Genomic DNA, 20,680 nt, shown 5'->3' on the forward strand with positions numbered 1-20,680 from the left:
CCATGAACGAGAAACCCACACGTCTTGGCCGCGGGCTGGCTGCCCTGATTGGCGATATGGCCACTGTCGAGGGCGCCAGGGTCACCGAATCGGGTGGTGTGAAGCGCCTGCCGGTCGATTTCATCATCGCCAACCGTTCCAATCCGCGCCGCACCTTCGACAGCGAGCAGCTGGAAGAGCTGACCAATTCGATTCGCGAAAAGGGCGTGATGCAGCCGCTGCTGGTGCGGCCGAGCAATGACCCCAATATTTTCGAGCTGATTGCCGGTGAACGGCGCTGGCGCGCCGCGCAGCGCGCGGGCCTGCATGATGTGCCGGTGATTGTGCGCGATGTCGATGACAAGGAAGCCCTTGAGCTCGCCATCATCGAGAACGTACAGCGTGCCGATCTCAATCCGCTGGAAGAAGCCATGGGCTATGGCCAGCTGATCGAGCAGTTCGACTATACCCAGCAGGATCTGGCGCAGGTGATCGGCAAGAGCCGCTCGCATGTCGCCAATACGCTGCGTCTGCTGCGGCTGCCCGAAGACGTGCGCGAAATGGTCTCCAGCGGCTCGCTGACTGCCGGCCATGCCCGTACGCTGATCACCGCCGAGGATCCGGCCACCCTGGCGCGGCAGATCGTCAGCGGCGGCCTCTCGGTGCGCGAGGCAGAAGCCCTCAGCCAGCAGCGCGATATCGCCGGCACCAAAAAGCCCAGCGCTTCGGCGCAGGAGCGCGATGCCGATACGGTGGCGCTGGAGCGCCGCCTGTCCGATGCCCTGGGGCTATCGGTGTCGCTGGCGCATAGCGACCGCGGCGGCAAGCTCGAGATCCGCTACAAGACGCTCGAACAGCTCGACGGGCTCTGCGTCAAACTCACCGGATATGCCAATTAGTTTCACGTGAAACGGTCACAGTAATAAGACAAGCCCGGCCCCAGTCCCCTGGCGCCGGGCTTTTTTGCGTCTGGCGATAGCGCCTAGTGGGTCGCGGCCATCATGCAGATGGCCAGCAGCGCCCGCCGCAGCGTGGTCTCGGCCAGTGCCGGGCGGCGACGCGAGTCGGCGGTCGCCTGCAGGATGCGGCCGGAGGCGGTGGCCAGGGCACTGTCGCTCCACAGGCGCAATTGCTGCTCAAGCGCGCCAATACGGGAAAAATGCAGCTTGGGCCGCTGGCCATCCAGCACCGCCCGCGGCGGCTTGCCGGCGTCGACTTCGGTGCGCCAGCGCCGCAGATTGGCAAAGTGGATGTTACTCATGGCCAGGAGCCGCTGCGGATCGACGGCCGAGGAAAGCGCACGGTTGAGCGCCAGCTCGAGCTTTTCGGCATGGCCGCCGCCGGTGGCGTCCAGAATGGCGTCGATCACCAGCATGCCATTGTCAGCGCAGAGCAACAGCACGTCCTCGCGGGTCAGCACCTTGCTCTGGGCCGCATAGAGGCAGAGCTTTTCCAGCTCGCGCCGCGTGATCTCGCGGTCATTGCCGAGGATTTCGCGCAGTGTGGCAATCACATCGGCATCGACCCTGATGCCCTGCTGGTTGAATGTCTCGCGAATAAGGGCCTGCAGAGCCTCGTCGCTGTCGGGGAAGCAGGGGAGGGCGCGGCCGTTCTTTGCCGCCTCCACAAGGGCCCGCAGGGCATCCTTGGGGGTGAGATTGCCAGCCTCGAGCACGATGGCGGCGTCGCCGATGTCATCGCGCAGTTCGGTCAGCGTCATCACCAGCGATTTGCCGGCGCCGCGCACGCGGACGATGCGCTTGCCGCCAAACAGCGACACGCTGCGCGCTTCCACCGCCAGAATGGAGGGATCAGCGTCCACTTCGCTGCCGTCGAGCACCACAAGGCTGGCCGATTCGGGGTCATTGCCGCTGAGCTGGCGGATCAGGCGCTGCGCCGTCTCCCGCACCAGGCCTGCATCGGGACCATAGGCGAGGAAAATGCCGCTCGATATGTCCGGCCGCGCCAGGAAGCGCGCGACCTCATGCGCCTTAAGGGCGGTCATTTGCGGCTGAGCGATGCCAGGACGGCGAGGCGCAGCGATTCGGCGGCGCTTTTGGCGGCGCGCTCGGCAGCTTCGTCGGCCGCGGCATTGTCAGCCAGCACCTGGCCGTTGCGGGTATATTGGGCGGTTGCCGTGCGGGTGAACACGATGGGCTTGGCGTCCGCGCCGTCGCGGGGTGTGATGGTCAGCTTGGCCGTCACTGTAACGCGAACGGCCTTTGCCGGATTGGCCGTGGCTGTGGCCATCATGTCGCCAGCGCTGCTGGAGACGGTGACGCTGGCGAGCGGCGCCATCTCGGATGTCGATTCGCCCAGGCGGAGCGAAAGCTCCTGATAGACCACCTGTTCGAGACGGCTGGTGGGCTTGGCATAGGCCAGGTTCAGCGAAGGCTGGCTGGCCAGCGTGCCGCTATAGACCGGGCTGAAGCTGCAGGCGCCCAGAATGGCCCCTGTGCCCAGCAGCATTCCCGTCAACAGCGATGCACGCAGAGCCTTAGACCACGACATTGACGATCCTGTCCGGGACGATGACGATCTTCTTGGGAGCCTTGCCGTCGAGAATGCGGACAATCTCGTCCAGAGACAAGACAAGTTTCTCCACTTCCGCCGCCGGCGTGCCCTTGGCCACGGTGACTTCGCCGCGGCGCTTGCCATTGATCTGGATGGGCAGGGTCACGGTATTGTCGACCAGCAGGGCTGCGTCCACCGCCGGCCAGAGCGCATCGGCCACTAGGCCCTGTTTGCCCAGGGCCTCCCAGCAGGTTTCGGCCAGATGCGGCATCATCGGGGCAATCAGCTGGATCAGATGGCTCACGCCCTGTTCCAGCGCATCGAGACGCCCGGCGGGGGCCGCCGAGCAGATGCCGGCCTGGCGCACCAGGGCATTGGTCAGTTCATAGATCTGGGCCACGGCGCGGTTGAAGCGCAGGCCTTCGATGTCCGTACCGACATTGTGCACGGCGCGGTGCACGATCTTGCGCAGGCCCAGGCCTTCATCGTCGTCAGAAGTGCGAACAACGCCCGAAGACTGTTTCACAATATCGATGGTTTCGCTGACCAGGCGCCAGATGCGCTGCTGGAAGCGGCTGGCGCCTTCAACGCCCGCCTCGGTCCACTGCACATCGCGCTCCGGCGGGGAGTCCGACAGCATGAACCAGCGGGCGGTATCGGCGCCATAGGTGGCCACGATCTCGTCGGGGTCGATGACGTTCTTCTTGGATTTGCTCATCTTCTCGATCGAGCCGATGGCAATGGCCTCGCCCGAGCGCAGATGCTTGGCGCGGCGGCCTTCGCCGAAGGTCTCGATAACAACGTCAACCGGGGCAACCCATTCGCCGGCGGGCCCCTTATAGGTCTCGTGGGTCACCATGCCCTGGGTGAACAGGCCCTTGAAGGGCTCGTCGAGCCCGACATGGCCGGTGGCCTTCATGGCGCGGGTGAAATAGCGCGAATAGAGCAGGTGCAGGATCGCGTGCTCCACGCCGCCGATATACTGGTCCACCGGCAGCCAGCGGTTGGCAATGGCGGGCTCGGTGGGCGTGGTCGCCTTGGGCGCGGTGAAGCGGGCGAAATACCACGAGGAATCGACAAAGGTGTCCATAGTGTCGGTTTCGCGCCGGGCCGGCGCGCCACACTGCGGACAATCCACATGCTTCCAGGTGGGGTGATGGTCCAGCGCATTGCCGGGCTTGTCGAAGCTCACATCCTCAGGCAGCACCACCGGCAGGTCCTTCTTGGGCACCGGCAGGGTGCCACAGACCTCGCAATGGATCACCGGAATGGGGCAACCCCAATAGCGCTGGCGCGACACGCCCCAGTCGCGCAGGCGATAGTTGACCTCGACCTTGCCCTGCGGCTGGCCGTCAATGGTCTGGGCGGCGAAATGGGCGGAGATGGCCGCCTTGGCCGCCTCGATGCTCATGCCATCGAGGAACCCGGAATTGAAGATGGTGCCGGTGTCGGTAAAGGCGACATCATCGACGGCAAAGCTCTGGGCGTCGGCCCCGGCCGGCAGCACCACAGCCTTGACGGGCAGGTCATACTTGCGGGCGAAGTCGAGATCGCGCTGGTCATGTGCCGGGCAGCCGAAAATGGCGCCGGTGCCATAATCCATCAGCACGAAATTGGCGACATAGACGGGTAGCGTTGCGCCCTCGATCACCGGATGCTTGACGCGCAAGCCGGTGAAGACGCCTTTCTTCTCGGCCTTTTCCAGCGTTTCGGTGGCGGTGCCCTGGCGATGGCATTCGGCGACAAAGGCGGCCAGTTCGGCATTGTTGGCCGCCAGCTGGGCGGTCAGTGGATGGTCGGCCGACAGGGCAATGAACGACGCGCCGAAAATCGTGTCGGGCCGGGTGGTGAAGACTTCGACGGTACGGGCGCTGGTGGCATTGTCGGCCAGCAGCTCGAAATGCAGGCGGAGGCCCTCGGACTTGCCGATCCAGTTGCGCTGCATGATGCGCACCTTCTCGGGCCATTCGGTCAGGGTATCCAGGCCCGCCAGCAGATCCTCGGCATAGTCGGAGATCTTGAAGAACCATTGGGTCAGCTCGCGCTGCTCCACCGGGGCACCCGAGCGCCAGCCCTTGCCGTCGATCACCTGTTCATTGGCCAGCACGGTCATGTCGACCGGGTCCCAGTTGACCTTACTCTGCTTGCGGGTGACCAGGCCTGCCGCCATCATGTCGATGAACATGGCCTGCTGGTGCTGGTAATATTCGGGTTCGCAGGTGGCGATCTCACGCGTCCAGTCGATGGCCAGGCCCATCGACTGCAGTTGTGCTTTCATGGAGGCGATGTTCTGGCGGGTCCAGGTGCCCGGATGGGTCTTGCGCTCGATGGCGGCGTTTTCCGCCGGCAGGCCGAAGGCGTCCCAGCCCATGGGGTGCAGCACATTCTTGCCGCGGGCGCGCTGGTAGCGCGCCACCACATCGCCCATGGAATAGTTGCGCACATGGCCCATGTGGATGCGACCCGAGGGATAGGGGAACATCTCGAGCACATAGTAGGGTTCGCGCGGATCGTCATTGGAGGTGACAAAGCTCTGGGCGTCGTCCCAGACCTTCTGCCACTTGGGTTCCATTTCACGCGGATTGTAGCGTTCGCCGCTCACTTGTGTCGTCCTTGGGAATGTGTCGCAATGCCTGAGGGAAGCTTGGGTCCGGCTTGCGTTTCTGGGGGATTTTGTCTACCGGACCATCACCAGAAATCCCCCGCAAGGTCAACAGGAACAGGGCGAAAGCATGGATGCCAGTGCCGCCGAAAAGCTCGCCGAGATCACCGGCCAGATCGAGGCCGCCCGCCTGCGCTTCGGGCCGCCACCCGAACAGGTGACGCTGGTGGCCGTGTCCAAGACCTTTGATGCCGAGGCCATCGTGCCGTTTCTCGAGGCCGGGCAGCGGGTGTTCGGGGAAAACCGGGTGCAGGAGGCCAAGGACAAATGGCCTGGCCTGCGCGAGCGCTTTGCCGGCGTCAGCCTGCATCTGATCGGGCCGCTGCAGACCAACAAGGCGCGTGATGCGGTGGCGCTGTTTGATGTCATCGAGACGGTGGATCGCGACAAGCTGGCCGGTGTGCTGGCCGAGGAAATGGCCCGGGCCGGCCGGCGCCTGCCGTGCCTGGTGCAGGTCAATATCGGGCTGGAGCCGCAAAAGGCCGGAATTGCCCCGGCCGAGACGGTGGATTTTGTCGCCCGCTGCCGCGATGTGCATGGGCTCGATATCGTCGGGCTGATGTGCATTCCGCCTGAAGGCGTCCCGCCCGGCCCCTATTTTGCGCAAATGGTGGGCCTGGCCAAAGCGGCCGGGGTCGCGCAGCTGTCGATGGGCATGAGCGCCGATTTTTCGGTGGCGATCGGCATGGGTGCGACCCATGTGCGCGTCGGTTCGGCGCTGTTTGGCGCCCGCCCGCGCCTGGCTGCTGCGCCGGGCGCCTAACAAACAAGTCTATCTTCGTCCAAGTCTGCCTTAATGCCTGCAACTTGTCGGGCTAAGTCTTCGTTCCTCCTCCCATAACGCCGATGTGATTGGCTGGCCCGAATCGGGTCGCAATAAAGTGACCACGGGCGGGCAGAGGCAAAAAGACCGGAGAAAACAATGAACAAGCGACGCATCTTGCTGGTAGACGATGATGCGGATCTGCGCCAGACCCTGGTCGAACAGCTCGGAGCTCTTCCCGAATTCGAGATTGTTCAGGCCGAAACGGCAAATGATGCCCTCAAGGCGACCCGCGACAACAATATCGATCTGATGATCCTCGATGTCGGACTGCCCGACATGGATGGACGCGAAGCGATCAAGCTGCTGCGCGCCGATGGATACAATAGTCCCATTGTGATGCTGACCGGCCACGACAGTGAAGCCGACGAGATCCGTGGCCTTGATTCGGGCGCCAATGACTATCTGACCAAGCCCTTCCGCTTTCCGGTGCTCCTGGCGCGCATCAATGCCGCGCTGCGCCAGCACGACCAGAGCGAGGATGTGGTCTTTACCATCGGTCACTACAGCTTCCAGCCGTCGGCCAAGGTGCTCGAGACCACCGAGGGCAGCAAGGTTCGCCTGACCGACAAGGAAACTTCCATTCTGAAGTATCTCTATCGGCAGGGCCCCAAGACCATCAGCCGCGATATCCTTCTCAAGGAAGTCTGGGGCTACAACAACCGCGTGACCACGCATACGCTGGAAACCCATATCTATCGCCTGCGCCAGAAGATCGAGCGGGACCCGTCCAATGCCCGTCTGCTGGTCACCGAAGAGGGCGGATATCGCCTCGTGCCGTGAAAGCCGTGGACGGCGCGGCGGAAACACAAAATCCGGTACAAATCCGCGCGAATTGCCCTATAGGATGAAGTGGCTCCGCGTTGCGGGGCCAAGGCGCATCCGGATTGGGGCACATGATCAGCGACGATGCGGCCGATGCGCTGGCACGGGCCGAATTCTTCGATATCTGCGACGACCAGCAGCGTAGCCTGCTGGCGTTTGCCGGTGATCGTCGCCTGCATGAGCCCGATGCTGTGCTCTATCAGGCCGGCGATGTGCCCGAGGGCGCCCATGTGCTGATTTCTGGCACGCTCAAGGCCAAGCCCGAAGGGTCAACCCCTGGGAAACCCTATGCCATTTCCGAGCCTGGCAGCGTGGTGCTGACCATGGCGCTGATCCTGGCCAAGCCGCGTCCGATCACCGTGACGGCGGTCACCGAGTGCCTTACGCTCTTCATCCCGCGCCATGCCTTCATGAAGCTGGTGCAACAGTCGCCCGAACTGGCGCAGAAGGCCGTGGCCCGTATCGAGCATGATCTGGGCAGCTATCTGGGTGCACTTGAGCCCGTGGGCCGCAAGATGAAGGCGCGCGACGGCGCACAATAAGTCCAAGCAAGGCTTGCTTGAGGCCCGCACTGTGCAGCCTCGGCCCACCCGGCGTGACGCAGGTGGGCCGCAGCGGGATCAGATCCCCGCAAACGTGGCGATGACGGGGACGTGGTCGCTGGGCTTGTCGGTCCAGCCGCGGGCCGGGCGGATGATTTCGGCGGCAATGCAATGGGCGGCGACGTCGCCGGTGGCCCAGATATGGTCGAGCCGCCGGCCGCGATCGGAGGCGTCCCAATCCTGGCCGCGATAGCTCCACCAGGAATAGAGCTTTTGGTCATGCGGCACATGCTTGCGCACCAGGTCCGTCCAGCCATGGCCGCCGTTGAGAATGGCGTTGAGCGCCTCGGTCTCGACGGGGGTGTGGCTCACCACCTTGAGCAATTGCTTGTGGTTCCAGACGTCATTTTCATGCGGGGCGATGTTGAAGTCGCCGGCAATCAGATGGCCCTTGGCGAACATGGGCTCGCTGAACCAGCTGGTCAGCTCGCTCAGGAACCCCAGCTTGTGCTTGAACTTGGGGTTGATCTCGACGTCGGGCTCGTCGCCGCCGGCCGGGATGTAGAAATTATGCACCGTCAGCGGGCCATGGCCGAGGTCGAGCACGGCCGAGACATGGCGTGATTCGGGGATTTCGCAGAACACGCGGCTCGAGATGTCGGTCAGCGGCACTTTGGAGACAATGGCGACGCCGTGATAGCCCTTCTGGCCATGCACGGCCTGATAGGGATAGCCCGCCTCGGCAAAGGCATTGGTCGGGAACTGGTCATTGGTGCATTTGATTTCCTGCAGCATCAGCACGTCGGGGCGATACTGCGCGATAAAATCGAGCACCATGGGCAGGCGCAGGCGGACCGAGTTGATGTTCCAGGTGACAACGGAGACGGGCATGACAAGCCTTTGGCTGGCGGGGGCTTAGTTATCGCCAAGAGGCGTCACAAGGACAAGCCGGAATTCGCAATGCCTGCGGCGCCCCGTGCAATGGTTTCACGTGAATCGCTGTCGCGGCCGGTCAGGGATTCGCCGTCGGGCCTGCCTTCCAGGCCTCGATATCGTCCAGTGTGGTTCCGGCCCTGGCCAGCACGAACTGGTAAATGTCCCAGCTGCTCACAACGACCCCATAATAGTCCTTCCGCGTCCGGGCCTGGGTCTTCAGGCGCAGAATCAGCGCGCGGTCGGCGGTGTCGAGCGCTGCAATGAGCTGGGCGTCCGATTGCTGGCGCCGCGCGTAGTCGTCGGGCTCCCAACCCCATAAATCGGTCTTCCAGGCCGTGCCGTCCCCGGCGACAAACTGGACGCCCCAATAGAGCCCCGCGCCAAGCGGGTGGGGATCAACATAGTCATCGAGCATCTGGGCCTTGTGCAGGCGCAAACCGGCCCGCTCCAGTCCGTCATTGAGGTCGCCAAGCAGCCTGGTCCAGGCGAGGCGGGCGCTGGCCGGCACCGGCATATGGATGTCGATGTCGGGCCAGACCATCAGGTCGTAGCGCAAGCTGCCGGTCACCGCGCAAGCGCCAAAACGCCCGATGAACATGTCCAGCCAGCCGGTATCGCGCAGGATCGCCTCTGCACGCTGCTTGAGTGTTGCCTCTGTCTGCATCGTTCTGGTCTCCGCAATAGAAAAAGCCCGGCTCCTTGCGGGGCCGGGCTCCAATCTCGTGATCAGGCAAGGGCGGTTATGTCGCCCTGTCTTATTCGCTCTTGGCTTCGCCTTCAGCGGCGGCTGCAGCCTCGGCGGCCTTGGCAGCTGCTGCGGCTTCAGCGTCCTTGGCAGCCTGTTCGGCGGCAAAGGCCTCGGCAGCGGCGATCTTTTCAGCTTCGCGAGCATCCTTGGCAGCCTGGGCTGCGGTGCGCTCGGTGGCTTCGATCTTCTTGGTGCGCGAGTTGGTCGATTCGAAAATACGAGCCGATTTGCCGCGACGATCGCGCAGGTAGTACAGCTTAGCGCGACGCACCTTGCCGCGCTTGAGCACTTCGATGCTGGCGATATTGGGGGAATAGAGCGGGAACACGCGCTCAACGCCTTCGCCGTACGAGATCTTGCGCACGGTGAAGCTTTCCATGACGCCGCCGCCATTGATGGCGATCACAACGCCTTCATAGGCCTGCAGACGTTCCTTGCTGCCTTCGGTGATGCGGACCCACACCTTGATGGTGTCACCATGGGTGAATTCGGGGAGCTGGCGCTTTTCGGCGACAGCCTGCATCTGCTCGGCTTCGAGCTGCTGAATGATATTGGACATCGATGATTCCGTTCTGAATCTTTTCAAAGGGGCTTTGTTCGGGTCTTGCGGCCCGACCGCCCGGTCTTGGTTGGTAACGGAGGGTGGTCGTCTTTTTATTGGTGCAGGCCGGGTCCGATTAGCCCATCCTGCGGATAGTGGCGCGGCTATAGGGGAAAACCGCCCGAGAGTCCAGTGTTTCGGACAGTTTTATGACTTGCCGGGCGGCAGCAGGTCCGGCCGGCGCGCCTGGGTCAGCGCCAGGCTCTGTTCGGCCCGCCAGCGGGCGATCTTGCCATGGTCGCCCGAGGTCAAAACGGCGGGAATGGGGATGCCTTCAAACAGTTGCGGCCGCGTATACTGCGGGTATTCGAGCTGGCCGTTCTCAAAGCTCTCGTCGGCATGGCTGTCGGCCCCGCCCAGCACGCCGGGAATAAGCCGCACCACGGCCTCGAGCAGCACCATGGCCGCCACTTCGCCGCCCGCCAGCACATAGTCGCCAATCGAGATTTCCTCGAGCGCCCGGGCGTCGATGACGCGCTGGTCAATGCCCTCAAAGCGGCCGCAGATGATGACAGCGCCGGGGCCCAGGGCCAGTTCGCGGGCGCGCTTCTGCGTCAGCGGCGTGCCGCGCGGCGACATCAGGATGCGCGGCCGCGGGTCGCCGGCTGGCGCGATGGCGTCAATGGCGCTGGCCAGGATATCGGGCTTGAGCACCATGCCGGCGCCGCCGCCCGAGGGGGTGTCGTCCACCGTGTGGTGGCGGTCGGTGGCAAAGCTGCGCAATTGCGTGGCGTTGAGCGACCACAGCCCGTCCGCCAGGCCCCGCCCAAGCACCGAGGCGCCCAGCGGCCCGGGAAACAGCTCGGGAAACAGGGTGATGATGTCAGCAGAAAAGCTCAATCGGGCTCTTCCTCGCCCTCTTCGGCGTCGAGCGGCACTTCGATCACCAGATAGCCCTCGGACAAGTGCACGCTGGGCACCACGGCCTTGGTGAAGGGGAACAAGAAGGTATCCCCGCTATTGGGGTCGCGGATCTCGATGAGGTCGCCTGCGCCATAATTGGGAATGGCCACCACGCTGCCGATCACCACGCCCGAGGCGATGCGCGCCTCGAGGCCAATCAGGTCAGTGTGATAGAAATCGTCCTCGTCATCAGGGTCGGGCAGGCGGTCGCGCTCGACGAAGAGGCTCACGCCATTGAGCGCTTCAGCCGCGTTGCGATCATCGATGCCCTTGATGTGAGCAACGACAACATTCTTGTGCAGGCGCAATTTGCTGATGGTGATGGTCAGGCCCGGACGGTCAGTGGCCAGCGGGCCATAGTCGCCGATGGCCAGCGGGTCCTGGGTATGGGTGGCGATGCGCACGGCGCCCTTGATGCCATGGGCGGCGCCGATCTGGCCAAGCAGGATGGAATTGGTCTTGGTGGTCATGACAGCTCCGGGGAGTCTATGGTGCTCTTAGCAGGCAATACCCATATTGGGAATTGTCCCGCCCATCGGTGGGCGCCCCCGTTGCGGGATTGCCAGTTCAGGAGTGCACGACATGGCCAAGATTCTGACCAAACGAGAAGACATCCGCCAATGGGCCGCGGCCCGCGCGGGCAACCCGATGCTGATGGAAACGCCCGACGGCACGGGGTCGCGCACGCTGCTGCAGCTGACATTCGGCCAGTATGAGCTCAATACCGACGGCAATGAGGGGCCCGACCGCATCGGTGGCTTCCAGCTGGTGAGCTGGGACGAGTGGTTCGATGCGCTCGACGCCAACAATCTGGCCGTCCGCGTCTCGGACGATCCCGCCGGCGGCAATGAGGCCGAGTTCGAGTTCGTGCAGAAAGCCTGACCACGGCCAGGGGCCGAGACGTCAGTCGTCGCTATCTGCGGCGGCCTCGATGGCCTCCATGTCCTCGTCGGAAAAGCCGAAATGGTGGCCCAGCTCATGGATGAGCACATGGGTCACCACTTCGCCCAGCGTGTTGTCGTCATTCTCGGCCCAGTAGTCGAGAATGGCGCGGCGATAGAGAAACACCGTATTGGGCAATTGACCGGTCTGGGGCACGGCGCCGTCCTCGGTCATGCCAATCCCGACAAACAGCCCCATCAGCTCGAAGGGGCTCTCCATGCCGAAGCCTTCGAGCACATCGTCCTCGGCATAGTCAGCCACCGAACAGGTGACGTCGGCCGCCAAGGAGCGGAAAGGCTCGGGCAGTTCCTTGAGGGCCTGGCTGGCCAGGGCCTCGATGTCGTCAAGGGTGGGCGCGTAGCGCGCCCCCCAGTCGGCCTGGCTTACTGCCACTGCCGGATGTCGACGAAGTGGCCGGCGATGGCAGCCGCAGCGGCCATGGCGGGCGACACAAGGTGAGTGCGGCCCTTGAAGCCCTGGCGGCCTTCGAAATTGCGGTTGGACGTCGAGGCGCAGCGCTCCTGCGGCTTGAGCTTGTCGGGGTTCATGGCCAGGCACATCGAGCAGCCGGGCTCGCGCCATTCAAAGCCGGCGGCCTTGAAGATCTGGTCGAGGCCTTCGGCTTCCGCCTGATCCTTGACCAGGCCCGAGCCGGGCACAACCATGGCATTGACCGTGGAGGCCACGGTGCGGCCCTGGATCACGGCGGCAGCGGCGCGCAGATCCTCGATACGGCCATTGGTGCACGAGCCGATGAAGACGCGGTCGATGGCGATGTCGGTGATGGGCGTGCCGGGCTTGAGGCCCATATAGTCCAGCGCCCGCCACTTGGAGGCGCGCTTGTTCTCGTCGGCGATGTCGTCCGGATTGGGCACGGCACCCTGCACCGAGATCACGTCCTCGGGCGAGGAGCCCCAGGAGACGATCGGCGGCAGATTGGCGGCGTCCAGGATCACCACCTTGTCATAGACGGCGCCTTCGTCGGTATAGAGGGTCTTCCAATAGTCGAGCGCCATGTCCCAGGCCTTGCCGGTCGGGGCGCGGTTGCGGCCCTTGACGTAGTCAAAGGTGGTCTGGTCGGGGGCGATCAGGCCGGCACGGGCGCCGCCCTCGATGGTCATGTTGCAGACCGTCATGCGGCCTTCCATGGACAGGGCCTGGATGGCTTCGCCAGCAAATTCAATCACATGGCCATTGCCGCCAGCCGTGCCGATCTCGCCGATGATGGCCAGGATAATGTCCTTGGCGGTGACATGGGGCGGGAGCTTCCCGTCCACGCGCACCAACATGTTCTTGGCCTTCTGCTGGATCAGCGTCTGAGTGGCCAGCACATGCTCGACCTCGGAGGTGCCGATACCGTGAGCCAGGGCACCGAAGGCGCCGTGGGTCGAGGTATGGCTGTCGCCGCACACAATGGTCATGCCGGGCAGGGTGAAGCCCTGCTCGGGGCCGACGATGTGCACAATGCCCTGACGCTTGTCGAAGGGGTCGAAATATTCGATGCCGAAGTCCTTGGTGTTCTCGGCCAGGGCCGCGATCTGGATCGCGCTCTCGGGGTCGGGATTGGGCAGGGAGCGGTCGGTGGTGGGCACGTTGTGGTCGACAACGGCCAGGGTCCGCTCGGGGTGGCGCACGCTGCGCTTGCTCATGCGCAGGCCTTCGAAGGCCTGCGGGCTGGTTACTTCATGCACCAGGTGGCGGTCGATGTAGATGAGCGAGGTGCCATCTTCGTTGTTCTGGACCAGATGGTCGTCCCAGATCTTGTCGTAAAGCGTGCGAGCCTTGGTCATGGCGGTATTCCGGCGGGGAAAGTTTGGATCGGTTCTAAGCCGGAGCGCCGCAGGGGTCAAGCAATACCGTACTCACCGGTACGGTTCGGCCGACGGGGCGACTGTGCGGTCAATGGGCGGGCCGTTCGATGAAGTGTTAACGACATCAGCGTGTTGCCTTCGCAAATCTGCCGCAGCGGCTGTATTGTACAGCCACTAGGTAGAGGTTGAACATCCATGCTTGTCGTCACTGCGGCCGCTGTCGGCAAGGGCGTGCTTATGGTCGGGTCTGCGCTCAAGCTGGGCCTGGGCCTGGCCATGGCGGCGAGCCTGCCGGCCGTCCGCCGCGAATCGAATGTCAATTTCGAGGAAACGGCGCAGATCGCGACCGAGGCCTTCTCGGCGCGCGGCAAGGTGTTCACTGCCGACCAGATGCGCTGGCTCTACAATGACAGTTTCTCCCATGGCACCACGGTGCTGGCCGCCCATGCCGACGGCCGCAAGGTCGGGCAGATCGCCCTGATCCATCAGAACATCCAGGTGCGCGGCCAGGAGGAACAAGCGGTGCTGCTGACCGATCTGTTCATCTTGGAAAAATATCGCTCGCGCCAGGTGCTGGTCGATCTGTTTGCGCAGGTGCTGGAAAGCTGCCAGGCGCGCGGTGTGCGCTTCATCCTGGGCATGCCCAATACCTCGGCGCGCTCGATCAATGATCACTTTCTCAAGATGATCCCCTATCTCAAGCTCGATATCCGTGCGAGTTGGCGGCTGCCGCTGCTGGGCACAGGCGATATCGTCTCGCGCCAGATGAAGGATGTCGACCATGCCGAGGCCATTGCGCTGTTCGAGCGCTTTGCCCTGGCGCCGGACAATGCGGTGGAATGGACGGCCGAAGGCCTGTTCTCGCGCCTGACCGGCACGCAGCAGGATTATGCCATCCATTACAATGAGCGCTTGTTGGCTATTTCGACCCGCCGCGAGCGCAAGGGGGTGGATTTCACCCTGCTGTGCGGGCTGTTCCCGGCCCGCGACGCGACGCCGGTGGCCGGCGACGCAAGGCGGGCCATGCGGGCCGCCTGCGACGTGCAGAAGGCGCGGTTGGGCATTTATATCGGCCATGACGAGGTGATGCCGGCGCTGCCGGGCATTGCGCTGCCCGACCGGCTGCGCCCCTCGCCGATGACGCTGGATCTGCGCGATCTGGTCAACCCGGACGACAGCGTGGCGTTCAGCCGCTACCAGGGCGTTGATTTCGACTTCGCATAAAGCCCAGCGCTCAGGCGGCGAGCGGCCGCCGCAGGTGCAGGATGCCGAAGATGGTGGGATCGATCTTGATATAGACGATGCACCAGATGGCCATGAAGGCCTGCGACACCAGCCGCGTGATCATATTGACCAGTGCCAGGCCAATCATGCCGTAGGTGGGCAGCACCAGCACCTGCACGACAAAGCCGATCAGGGTAATGGCGCCCAGGCCATAGACATAGGTGCGCTCGTGGCCAGTGGTCATCATCAGGGTGCGCGAGGGGCCGGTGGCGGCGTCGGCCAATAGGCCCACGGCCAGCAGCACCAGAATGAGCTGGCCATCGTCATAGGCCGGACCGAACAGCGCCAGGATCGGCCCGCCAAACAGCACAAAGGCCAGGAACACCATCAGGGCAAAGCTGAAGCCGACCCAGACGCTGGCGGTGGCCAGCAGCTGGGCCTTGCGCATTTCCTTGGCATAGAAGGCACGGGTGATCATCGGGGCAATAACCAGCACGATGGCATAGCTGATCAGCGTCATCAGCCCGGCAGTGCGGAAGGCGTTGAAATAAAGGGCCGAGTGTTCGAGGTTGTCCATCAGGCCGACGAGGATGACGTCGACATTGAGCGCGGCCGTCTCGATCAGCGCGCCAGCCAGCAGCCAGCGGCTGATGGCGCCATTCTCGGCCCAATAGGCGCGGGTGCCGGCCCATTGCAGGCGCAGCTCGAGATTGAGCCGCATCGCGGTCCAGTATTGCAGGGCCAGCGCGCCGATCAACAGGCCCGCCGAGAGCACCAGGGCGTCCGGCCCGCTGAGCACAATGCCCATGGCATAGAGGGCGATGACGGCGACAGGGACCGCCAGGCGCCAGAGCACGTCGCGCGGCAGCAGGGCGGTCCAGAGAGACCCCTGAGCGCGCAGGGCGGCGGAATTGAACTCGGCCAGGGCCATGGGCAGCACCAGAAAGGCCGCGCCATAGAAGTGATTGGTGGTGTCGTTCAGCGTCACCGAGCTGGTGACGGCAAAGACCAGCAGCACCAGGGCGACGATGATGCCCAGCGAGGCCAGGATGATCAGCGTCGTGCCCGAGCGGATGGCGCGCAGGGCGGCGTCGCGGCGACCGGCCACCATGGCCTCGGGCCAGAAGCGCAGGATGGCGGTGGGCTGGCCGACGGCGGCGGCGATGGCCAATACGGTGGCGAGCGCCAGGCCAAAGGCGAAATGGCCATATTCGCTCTGCGTCATGGTGCGCGAGAGCACGACATAGGTGATGTAGGTCAGCCCGGCCGTGGCCACCTTGATGCCCAGCGACCCGGCAGAGCGCGCCAGGCCCGTGCTGAGCAATTGGGTCAGTTCCGAGGGTAGTCCAAGCCGCATGTGCACGCCTCTGGATCGGGAACAGGTGTCCCCGATCTGCATTATCGTATGGCTACCTGCAAATGCCGTTAAGCTCCATGCCAGCGTGTATTACGAATTGGTAATTCAATGCGATTGGTTACTGCGCGCGCGGTCAGTGCCGGAAGTGGCGCATGCCGGTCATCACCATGGCAATGCCGGCAGCATCGGCGGCGGCGATCACTTCATCGTCGCGCATCGAGCCACCCGGCTGCACCACGGCCGTGGCGCCAGCGGCCACCAGGGCCTCAAGCCCATCGGCGAAGGGGAAGAAGGCGTCCGAGGCGGCCACCGAACCCTGGGTCAGCGCGCCCTCGATGCCGGCCGCCTTGGCGGCGTCGATCGACTTGCGATGCGCGGTGAGCGCGGAGTCAACCCGGCTCATCTGTCCGGCGCCGATGCCGACGGTGGCGCCATCTTTGACATAGACAATGGCGTTGGACTTGACGTGCTTGGCCACCTTGGCGGCGAGGCGCAGGTCGGCCATTTCGGCGGCGGTGGGCTGGCGCTTGGTGACGACCTTGAGCTCGCAATCATCGATATTGCGGTTGTCGCGCGACTGGACCAGGAGGCCCCCCGCGACCGATTTGACGATCAGGCCATCGGCCTTGGCATCGGCCAGGCCGCCGGTGAGCAGCAGGCGCAGGTTCTTTTTGGCGGCGATAATGTCCTGGGCTTCCTGGGTGGCCGAGGGGGCTACGATCACCTCGGTGAAGACCTTGACGATTTCGGTGGCGGTGGCGGCGTCGATCTCGCGATTGGTGGCGACAATGCCGCCAAAGGCCGAGACCGGATCGGTGCGCAGGGCGTTGTGATAGGCGGTCAGCAGGTCGCCGGCGACGGCAACGCCACAGGGATTGGCATGCTTGATGATGGCAACGGCGGCCACTTCGGCGGCGTCGAACTCGCTCACCAGCTCAAATGCCGCGTCGGTGTCGTTGATATTGTTGTAGCTGAGCGTCTTGCCCTGCACCTGGGTGGCAGTCGCCACGCCCGGGCGGCTGTCGCCATTGGCATAAAACCCGGCCCACTGGTGCGGATTTTCGCCATAGCGCATGACTTCGCGCAGGGTGCCGGCAAAGCTGCGATAGGGGATTTCGGGATAGTCGATCGCCTTGGCGAACCAGGTTGAAATGGCGCTGTCATAGGCCGCCGTGCGGGCATAGGCCTTGGCGGCCAGCTTCTGGCGCATCGCGAAGGGCACGCCGCCAGTGGCGGCGATGGACGCCAGGATTGCCGGATAGTCGGCGGGGTCGACCACCACGGTCACATAGGCATGGTTCTTGGCGGCAGAGCGCACCATGGCGGGGCCGCCGATATCGATGTTCTCGATGATGTCGTCATAGCCAGCGCCGGACGCCACCGTCTTTTCGAAGGGGTAGAGGTTGACGGCCACTAGGTCGATGGCGCCGATCTCGTGTTCGGCCATCGAAGCGGCGTGGTCAGCCTTGTCGCGCACGGCCAACAGGCCCCCATGCACCTTGGGATGCAGCGTCTTGACGCGGCCGTCCATCATTTCGGGGAAGCCGGTGAGGTCGGCAATCTCGCGCACCGGCAGGCCGGCGTCGGCGATCAGCTTGTGCGTGCCGCCGGTGGAGACCAGTTCCACCCCCGCGGCGCTGAGGCCCTTGGCGAAGTCGGCCATGCCGGACTTGTCAAAAACAGAAAGCAGTGCGCGCCCGACCTTGACCGTCTTGCCCATGAGGTGTGTGCCCTATCGTGGTGAGTTTGGCCGCTCGCTAGCACGAAGCGCCCCGCGCGCCAACCGGCGATTATTGTTCGCGGGTAAAGATCCAGGCGATCTCGGCATTGGCGGTCACATCGGCCTCAAGCACCAGCTGGCGCGTCTTGTGCAGGCCGACATAGGCCGATTGGCGCACGCTTTCCTCTTCGCGGAAGCTGGCGCCTTCCCACAAAAAGCTCCACACCGCGCCATTGGGCAGCACCAGACGCACAATAGCTTCGCCGCGATTGCGCCGCACCATGACGCCGGGCGCCAGGTGAAAGCGCACGGCCAACAGGCCTTCGGGCGTGCCATGGGGGATCAGCCGATCCTGGCCCACCAGCGTCGTGCCGCCCGAGAGCAGGGTGATGCGCCGCTCGATGTCGACCCCGAAGCGCTTGGCATAGCCCTGCGTGGTCAGCCACAGCAGCTGGTCGGCGCTGTCGAGCGCCATGCTGGGGATGGGCGTGGTGGCGGCGTCTTCGGCGTCAATGGTGGGCGCAGAGTGCGCCACGCCCTGGCGGAACAGCGCCTGGCTGGCGCGCAGATCGGCCGGGGCCGGGCCACAACTGCCCAGGATCAGCTCGCTGCCATGGGAGAATTCAATGGCCAACGCGCCAGCATGGGCGTCGGTGTCAAAGCCGGGCGGCGGCACGAGGCCGGAATCGGCGATCAGCACCGCGTCGCCATCGCGCAAAATACCATAGCCGCCCAAGAGCATGGAGCGGCGGCGGCGCCCGGCGGCATTGGCCTGGATGGCGATCAGCACGTCATGGGGCAGGTGGCCGGTGCCGTTGAAATAGGCGGGTTCGCCGCTCGACAGGGTCAGTGCGTCCAGACAGTCATGCATGCGGTCGATCTGGGCCATCAGCTCATTGCCGGCCTCGGATTTGTCGAGGCTGGCGATGCGGCGCACGCTGACCAGTTCCACCAGCAGCTGCAGCTGCAGCTTGGGGCTGCGCGACAGATGCATTCCATCGCTGTCGAGCTGGCGGGCGAGCAGGGCATTGAGCCGCGCGATGCGGCCGGGCACGTCGGTGCGCTCGCCCTGTTCGCAGAATTCGGCGCCCAACAGGGCAATGGCGGCAAACAGGGAGTCGCTGGGGTTGGTCGCCAGGCGCCCGCGCAGTTTCAGGCTCTGGATCTGCGCGCCCAGCACGCGCTGGATGGTCTTGGCCTGGTCGGGCGTGGCGCCATCGAGCAGCAGGGGCAGGTGGCGCAGCCAGTTCAGCACGCGCTGCGCGGTGACCATGGGGGCCCAGCTGTCGCTGGCAAAGCCGCCTTCGCGGCCGATCCAGTCGAGCACCAGGGTGCGGGCAAAATGGCGTTCACCGGTGTCGCGCACATCGCGGAAATGGCGCAGCCAGGAGAAGCCATGCAGGTTGAGCCACCAGTCCATGTGCTCGACATCGATGGCAAAGGGCGAGCCGCCGCCGGTTTCGATCAACTTGCTGGCGAGCAGATAGCGGCCGGCCATCATGTCGCGCACGGCTTCGCGGTCGGCGGGCCGGAGTTCGGGCAGGTCGCCGGCAAAGGCATCGTCGGCGAGGCCCCGCCAGGTCCAGCGCAGCACGGGCAGGGTCACGACGGTATCGGCCAGGCCATAGGCAAAGCGGCGCAGGCCGTGGCCCAGCTGGGCCATTGCACCTGTGCGATTGTCCGCCGCGGCCGGAGCCTGCGTCGCTGCCTGTCTGCCCGTCAAAAGCCTGATTCCCGGTTTGGCGCCCTTCCCCTTGGCGCCGCGTGTGTTCTCTCTGTTGCGTCTTATGTGCGCCGGAAGCGGGCGACGAAGAAACCGTCCATGCCGCCGTCCCGTCCGCCCGGGTTCATTCCCGGATGCGTCCTGACCAGACCCCGCTCCGAAACCGCCTGTTCGAGGCCCGGCAGATCGCTCGCCGTCACCGGCCAGAGCTTGAGGCCAGGCAGCGATTCGAGCGCCCAGTCGACCTGCTCCTCGCCTTCGGCGGGTTCGAGCGAACACACGCAATAGATCAGCACGCCACCGGTATCAAGGCAACGATAGGCATTGGCCAACAGGGCCCGCTGCAGCCGCATGCGTCCGGCGACATCGCCGACCGAGCGATGCCAGATCACTTCGGGGTGGCGGCGGAAGGTGCCGGTGGCCGAACAGGGCGCGTCGAGCAGCACGCCCTTATAGGGGCTGGCGGGCGCATAATTGCCGGCGTCGGCGACCACGGTTTCGGCGCTGTAGTTGAGGCGGCCGAGGTTCTCGCGCAGGCGTTCCATGCGCTTGGCGTCGCTGTCGAGCGCGGTTACGGCATAGCCGGCCTTGACCAGCTGGGCGGTCTTGCCGCCGGGGGCGGCACAGAGATCGAGCACGCGATCACCCGGGGCGAGGCCGAGCAGGCGCGCGGGAATGGCCGAGGCCGTGTCCTGAACCCACCATTGCCCTTCGGCAAAGCCGGGCAGGGCCTCGACCGGCCGGTCGCGCTGCTCGATGCGCACGGTATCGGCCAGCACGGGCTGGGCGCCCAGCGCGTCGATCAGCTCGGGATCGGCGGCCTTGAGGGTGAGGTCGAGCGGGGCGCCGGCCAGCAGCGCCGACGAGAAGCCGGAAATGGCCTCTTCGCCATAGGCCTCCAGCCAGGTGTCGCCAAAGGTGTCGGGGATCAACAGATCATCGCTCAGCATGCCGAACTTGGCTGAATTGGCCTGGGCGCTGCGCAGCACGGCGTTGACCAGGCCAGACAAGTGGCGCGCCTTGGGGTCGCGCTTGACGGCCTCGACGGCCAGGAACAGCGCGCTGTGGGCGCCCAGGTCCGGCAGGAACACCAGTTGCGCCAGGCTCAGGCGCAGCACGGCCTCGAAGGTGCCGGACTTGCCGGGCATGCCCTTGTCGAGCAGGGCATGGATGATGAAGTTGAGCTGGCCGTGCCGGCGCAGGGCGGTGGTGATCAGCCGGTTGGCGAGGGCGCGGTCGCGCCCGTCAGCCAGATCGGCCTGGGTGAGGGGCGAGAAGTTCTCCCCGGCCAGCACGGATTTCAGCCGCTGTGCGGCGACGAGGCGGAGCTTGAGCCCCGCCGGTTCAGGTTTGTAAGCCACGCTTCTTTT

Annotated in this window: 20 protein-coding genes; 6 read left to right on the forward strand and 14 right to left on the reverse strand. The window is 64.7% G+C overall.

Annotated elements, in window-relative coordinates; genetic code table 11:
* Positions 1–2: 2 nt before the first annotated feature.
* Positions 3–878, forward strand: coding sequence for a ParB/RepB/Spo0J family partition protein (locus E8M79_RS03275; RefSeq protein ID WP_137150489.1), 876 nt, complete (start codon positions 3–5; stop codon positions 876–878).
* An 83-nt stretch (positions 879–961) separates the two neighbouring features.
* On the opposite strand, the gene holA is transcribed toward E8M79_RS03275, so the two are convergent.
* From holA to leuS, 3 genes are read right to left on the reverse strand one after another with little or no spacing between them, the layout of a single operon-like run.
* Complete coding sequence (gene holA / locus E8M79_RS03280) at positions 962–1,984, reverse strand: DNA polymerase III subunit delta (protein WP_137150490.1); 1,023 nt, start codon at positions 1,982–1,984, stop codon at positions 962–964.
* On the reverse strand, positions 1,981–2,490 hold the full coding sequence (lptE, locus tag E8M79_RS03285) for an LPS assembly lipoprotein LptE (RefSeq protein WP_137150491.1): 510 nt from the start codon (positions 2,488–2,490) through the stop codon (positions 1,981–1,983). Before lptE ends, holA begins: the two co-directional genes overlap by 4 nt.
* Positions 2,477–5,095 carry a leucine--tRNA ligase gene (gene leuS, locus E8M79_RS03290; RefSeq protein ID WP_137150492.1) on the reverse strand — a complete coding sequence of 873 codons (2,619 nt, stop codon included), beginning with the start codon at positions 5,093–5,095 and terminating at the stop codon, positions 2,477–2,479. The genes lptE and leuS overlap by 14 nt, the downstream gene beginning before the upstream one ends.
* Positions 5,096–5,225: 130 nt before the next feature.
* On the opposite strand from leuS, the gene E8M79_RS03295 reads away from it, so the two are divergent.
* The 3 genes from E8M79_RS03295 to E8M79_RS03305 all read left to right on the forward strand — a co-directional run bounded on the left by E8M79_RS03295 (position 5,226) and on the right by E8M79_RS03305 (position 7,345).
* Positions 5,226–5,918, forward strand: a complete 693-nt coding sequence (locus E8M79_RS03295; protein ID WP_137150493.1) for a YggS family pyridoxal phosphate-dependent enzyme — start codon at positions 5,226–5,228, stop codon at positions 5,916–5,918.
* 159 nt (positions 5,919–6,077) lie between these two features.
* Positions 6,078–6,761, forward strand: coding sequence for a response regulator transcription factor (locus E8M79_RS03300; RefSeq protein WP_137150494.1), 684 nt, complete (start codon positions 6,078–6,080; stop codon positions 6,759–6,761).
* Between the two features lie 113 nt (positions 6,762–6,874).
* The gene (locus E8M79_RS03305; protein WP_137150495.1) at positions 6,875–7,345 is read left to right on the forward strand and encodes a cyclic nucleotide-binding domain-containing protein; all 471 of its coding nucleotides are present in this window, start codon (positions 6,875–6,877) and stop codon (positions 7,343–7,345) included.
* A gap of 78 nt (positions 7,346–7,423) precedes the next feature.
* Here E8M79_RS03305 and E8M79_RS03310 read toward each other — a convergent pair whose 3' ends face one another.
* The 5 genes from E8M79_RS03310 to rimM all read right to left on the reverse strand — a co-directional run bounded on the left by E8M79_RS03310 (position 7,424) and on the right by rimM (position 11,003).
* Positions 7,424–8,236: an exodeoxyribonuclease III gene (locus tag E8M79_RS03310; RefSeq protein WP_137150496.1), complete on the reverse strand. Its 813-nt coding sequence runs from the start codon at positions 8,234–8,236 to the stop codon at positions 7,424–7,426.
* 121 nt (positions 8,237–8,357) lie between these two features.
* Complete coding sequence (locus tag E8M79_RS03315) at positions 8,358–8,945, reverse strand: hypothetical protein (protein ID WP_137150497.1); 588 nt, start codon at positions 8,943–8,945, stop codon at positions 8,358–8,360.
* Between the two features lie 91 nt (positions 8,946–9,036).
* Positions 9,037–9,588: a 50S ribosomal protein L19 gene (gene rplS, locus E8M79_RS03320; RefSeq protein ID WP_137150498.1), complete on the reverse strand. Its 552-nt coding sequence runs from the start codon at positions 9,586–9,588 to the stop codon at positions 9,037–9,039.
* Between the two features lie 189 nt (positions 9,589–9,777).
* Positions 9,778–10,470: a tRNA (guanosine(37)-N1)-methyltransferase TrmD gene (gene trmD / locus E8M79_RS03325; protein ID WP_137150499.1), complete on the reverse strand. Its 693-nt coding sequence runs from the start codon at positions 10,468–10,470 to the stop codon at positions 9,778–9,780.
* The gene (gene rimM / locus E8M79_RS03330) at positions 10,467–11,003 is read right to left on the reverse strand and encodes a ribosome maturation factor RimM (protein ID WP_137150500.1); all 537 of its coding nucleotides are present in this window, start codon (positions 11,001–11,003) and stop codon (positions 10,467–10,469) included. Before rimM ends, trmD begins: the two co-directional genes overlap by 4 nt.
* A 112-nt stretch (positions 11,004–11,115) precedes the next feature.
* On the opposite strand from rimM, the gene E8M79_RS03335 reads away from it, so the two are divergent.
* Complete coding sequence (locus tag E8M79_RS03335; protein ID WP_137150501.1) at positions 11,116–11,415, forward strand: hypothetical protein; 300 nt, start codon at positions 11,116–11,118, stop codon at positions 11,413–11,415.
* 21 nt (positions 11,416–11,436) lie between these two features.
* Here the strand turns inward: E8M79_RS03335 and E8M79_RS03340 are convergent, their stop codons facing one another.
* Positions 11,437–11,868 carry a metallopeptidase family protein gene (locus E8M79_RS03340; RefSeq protein WP_137150502.1) on the reverse strand — a complete coding sequence of 144 codons (432 nt, stop codon included), beginning with the start codon at positions 11,866–11,868 and terminating at the stop codon, positions 11,437–11,439.
* Complete coding sequence (leuC, locus tag E8M79_RS03345) at positions 11,859–13,265, reverse strand: 3-isopropylmalate dehydratase large subunit (RefSeq protein WP_137150503.1); 1,407 nt, start codon at positions 13,263–13,265, stop codon at positions 11,859–11,861. Before leuC ends, E8M79_RS03340 begins: the two co-directional genes overlap by 10 nt.
* A 216-nt stretch (positions 13,266–13,481) precedes the next feature.
* Here leuC and E8M79_RS03350 point away from each other — a divergent pair, with 216 nt between their 5' ends.
* On the forward strand, positions 13,482–14,510 hold the full coding sequence (locus tag E8M79_RS03350; RefSeq protein WP_137150504.1) for a GNAT family N-acetyltransferase: 1,029 nt from the start codon (positions 13,482–13,484) through the stop codon (positions 14,508–14,510).
* 10 nt (positions 14,511–14,520) lie between these two features.
* Here the strand turns inward: E8M79_RS03350 and E8M79_RS03355 are convergent, their stop codons facing one another.
* The 4 genes from E8M79_RS03355 to E8M79_RS03370 all read right to left on the reverse strand — a co-directional run bounded on the left by E8M79_RS03355 (position 14,521) and on the right by E8M79_RS03370 (position 20,671).
* Positions 14,521–15,867, reverse strand: coding sequence for an oligosaccharide flippase family protein (locus E8M79_RS03355; RefSeq protein ID WP_171015682.1), 1,347 nt, complete (start codon positions 15,865–15,867; stop codon positions 14,521–14,523).
* Positions 15,868–16,000: 133 nt separating this feature from the next.
* Positions 16,001–17,587, reverse strand: coding sequence for a bifunctional phosphoribosylaminoimidazolecarboxamide formyltransferase/IMP cyclohydrolase (gene purH, locus E8M79_RS03360; protein ID WP_137150506.1), 1,587 nt, complete (start codon positions 17,585–17,587; stop codon positions 16,001–16,003).
* A gap of 70 nt (positions 17,588–17,657) precedes the next feature.
* Positions 17,658–19,250, reverse strand: a complete 1,593-nt coding sequence (locus E8M79_RS03365) for a heparinase II/III family protein (RefSeq protein WP_137150507.1) — start codon at positions 19,248–19,250, stop codon at positions 17,658–17,660.
* A gap of 122 nt (positions 19,251–19,372) precedes the next feature.
* Complete coding sequence (locus tag E8M79_RS03370) at positions 19,373–20,671, reverse strand: RsmB/NOP family class I SAM-dependent RNA methyltransferase (RefSeq protein ID WP_137150508.1); 1,299 nt, start codon at positions 20,669–20,671, stop codon at positions 19,373–19,375.
* Positions 20,672–20,680 lie beyond the last annotated feature (9 nt).

The organism is Devosia sp. FKR38 (assembly GCF_005222805.1).
Lineage (GTDB): Bacteria > Pseudomonadota > Alphaproteobacteria > Rhizobiales > Devosiaceae > Devosia.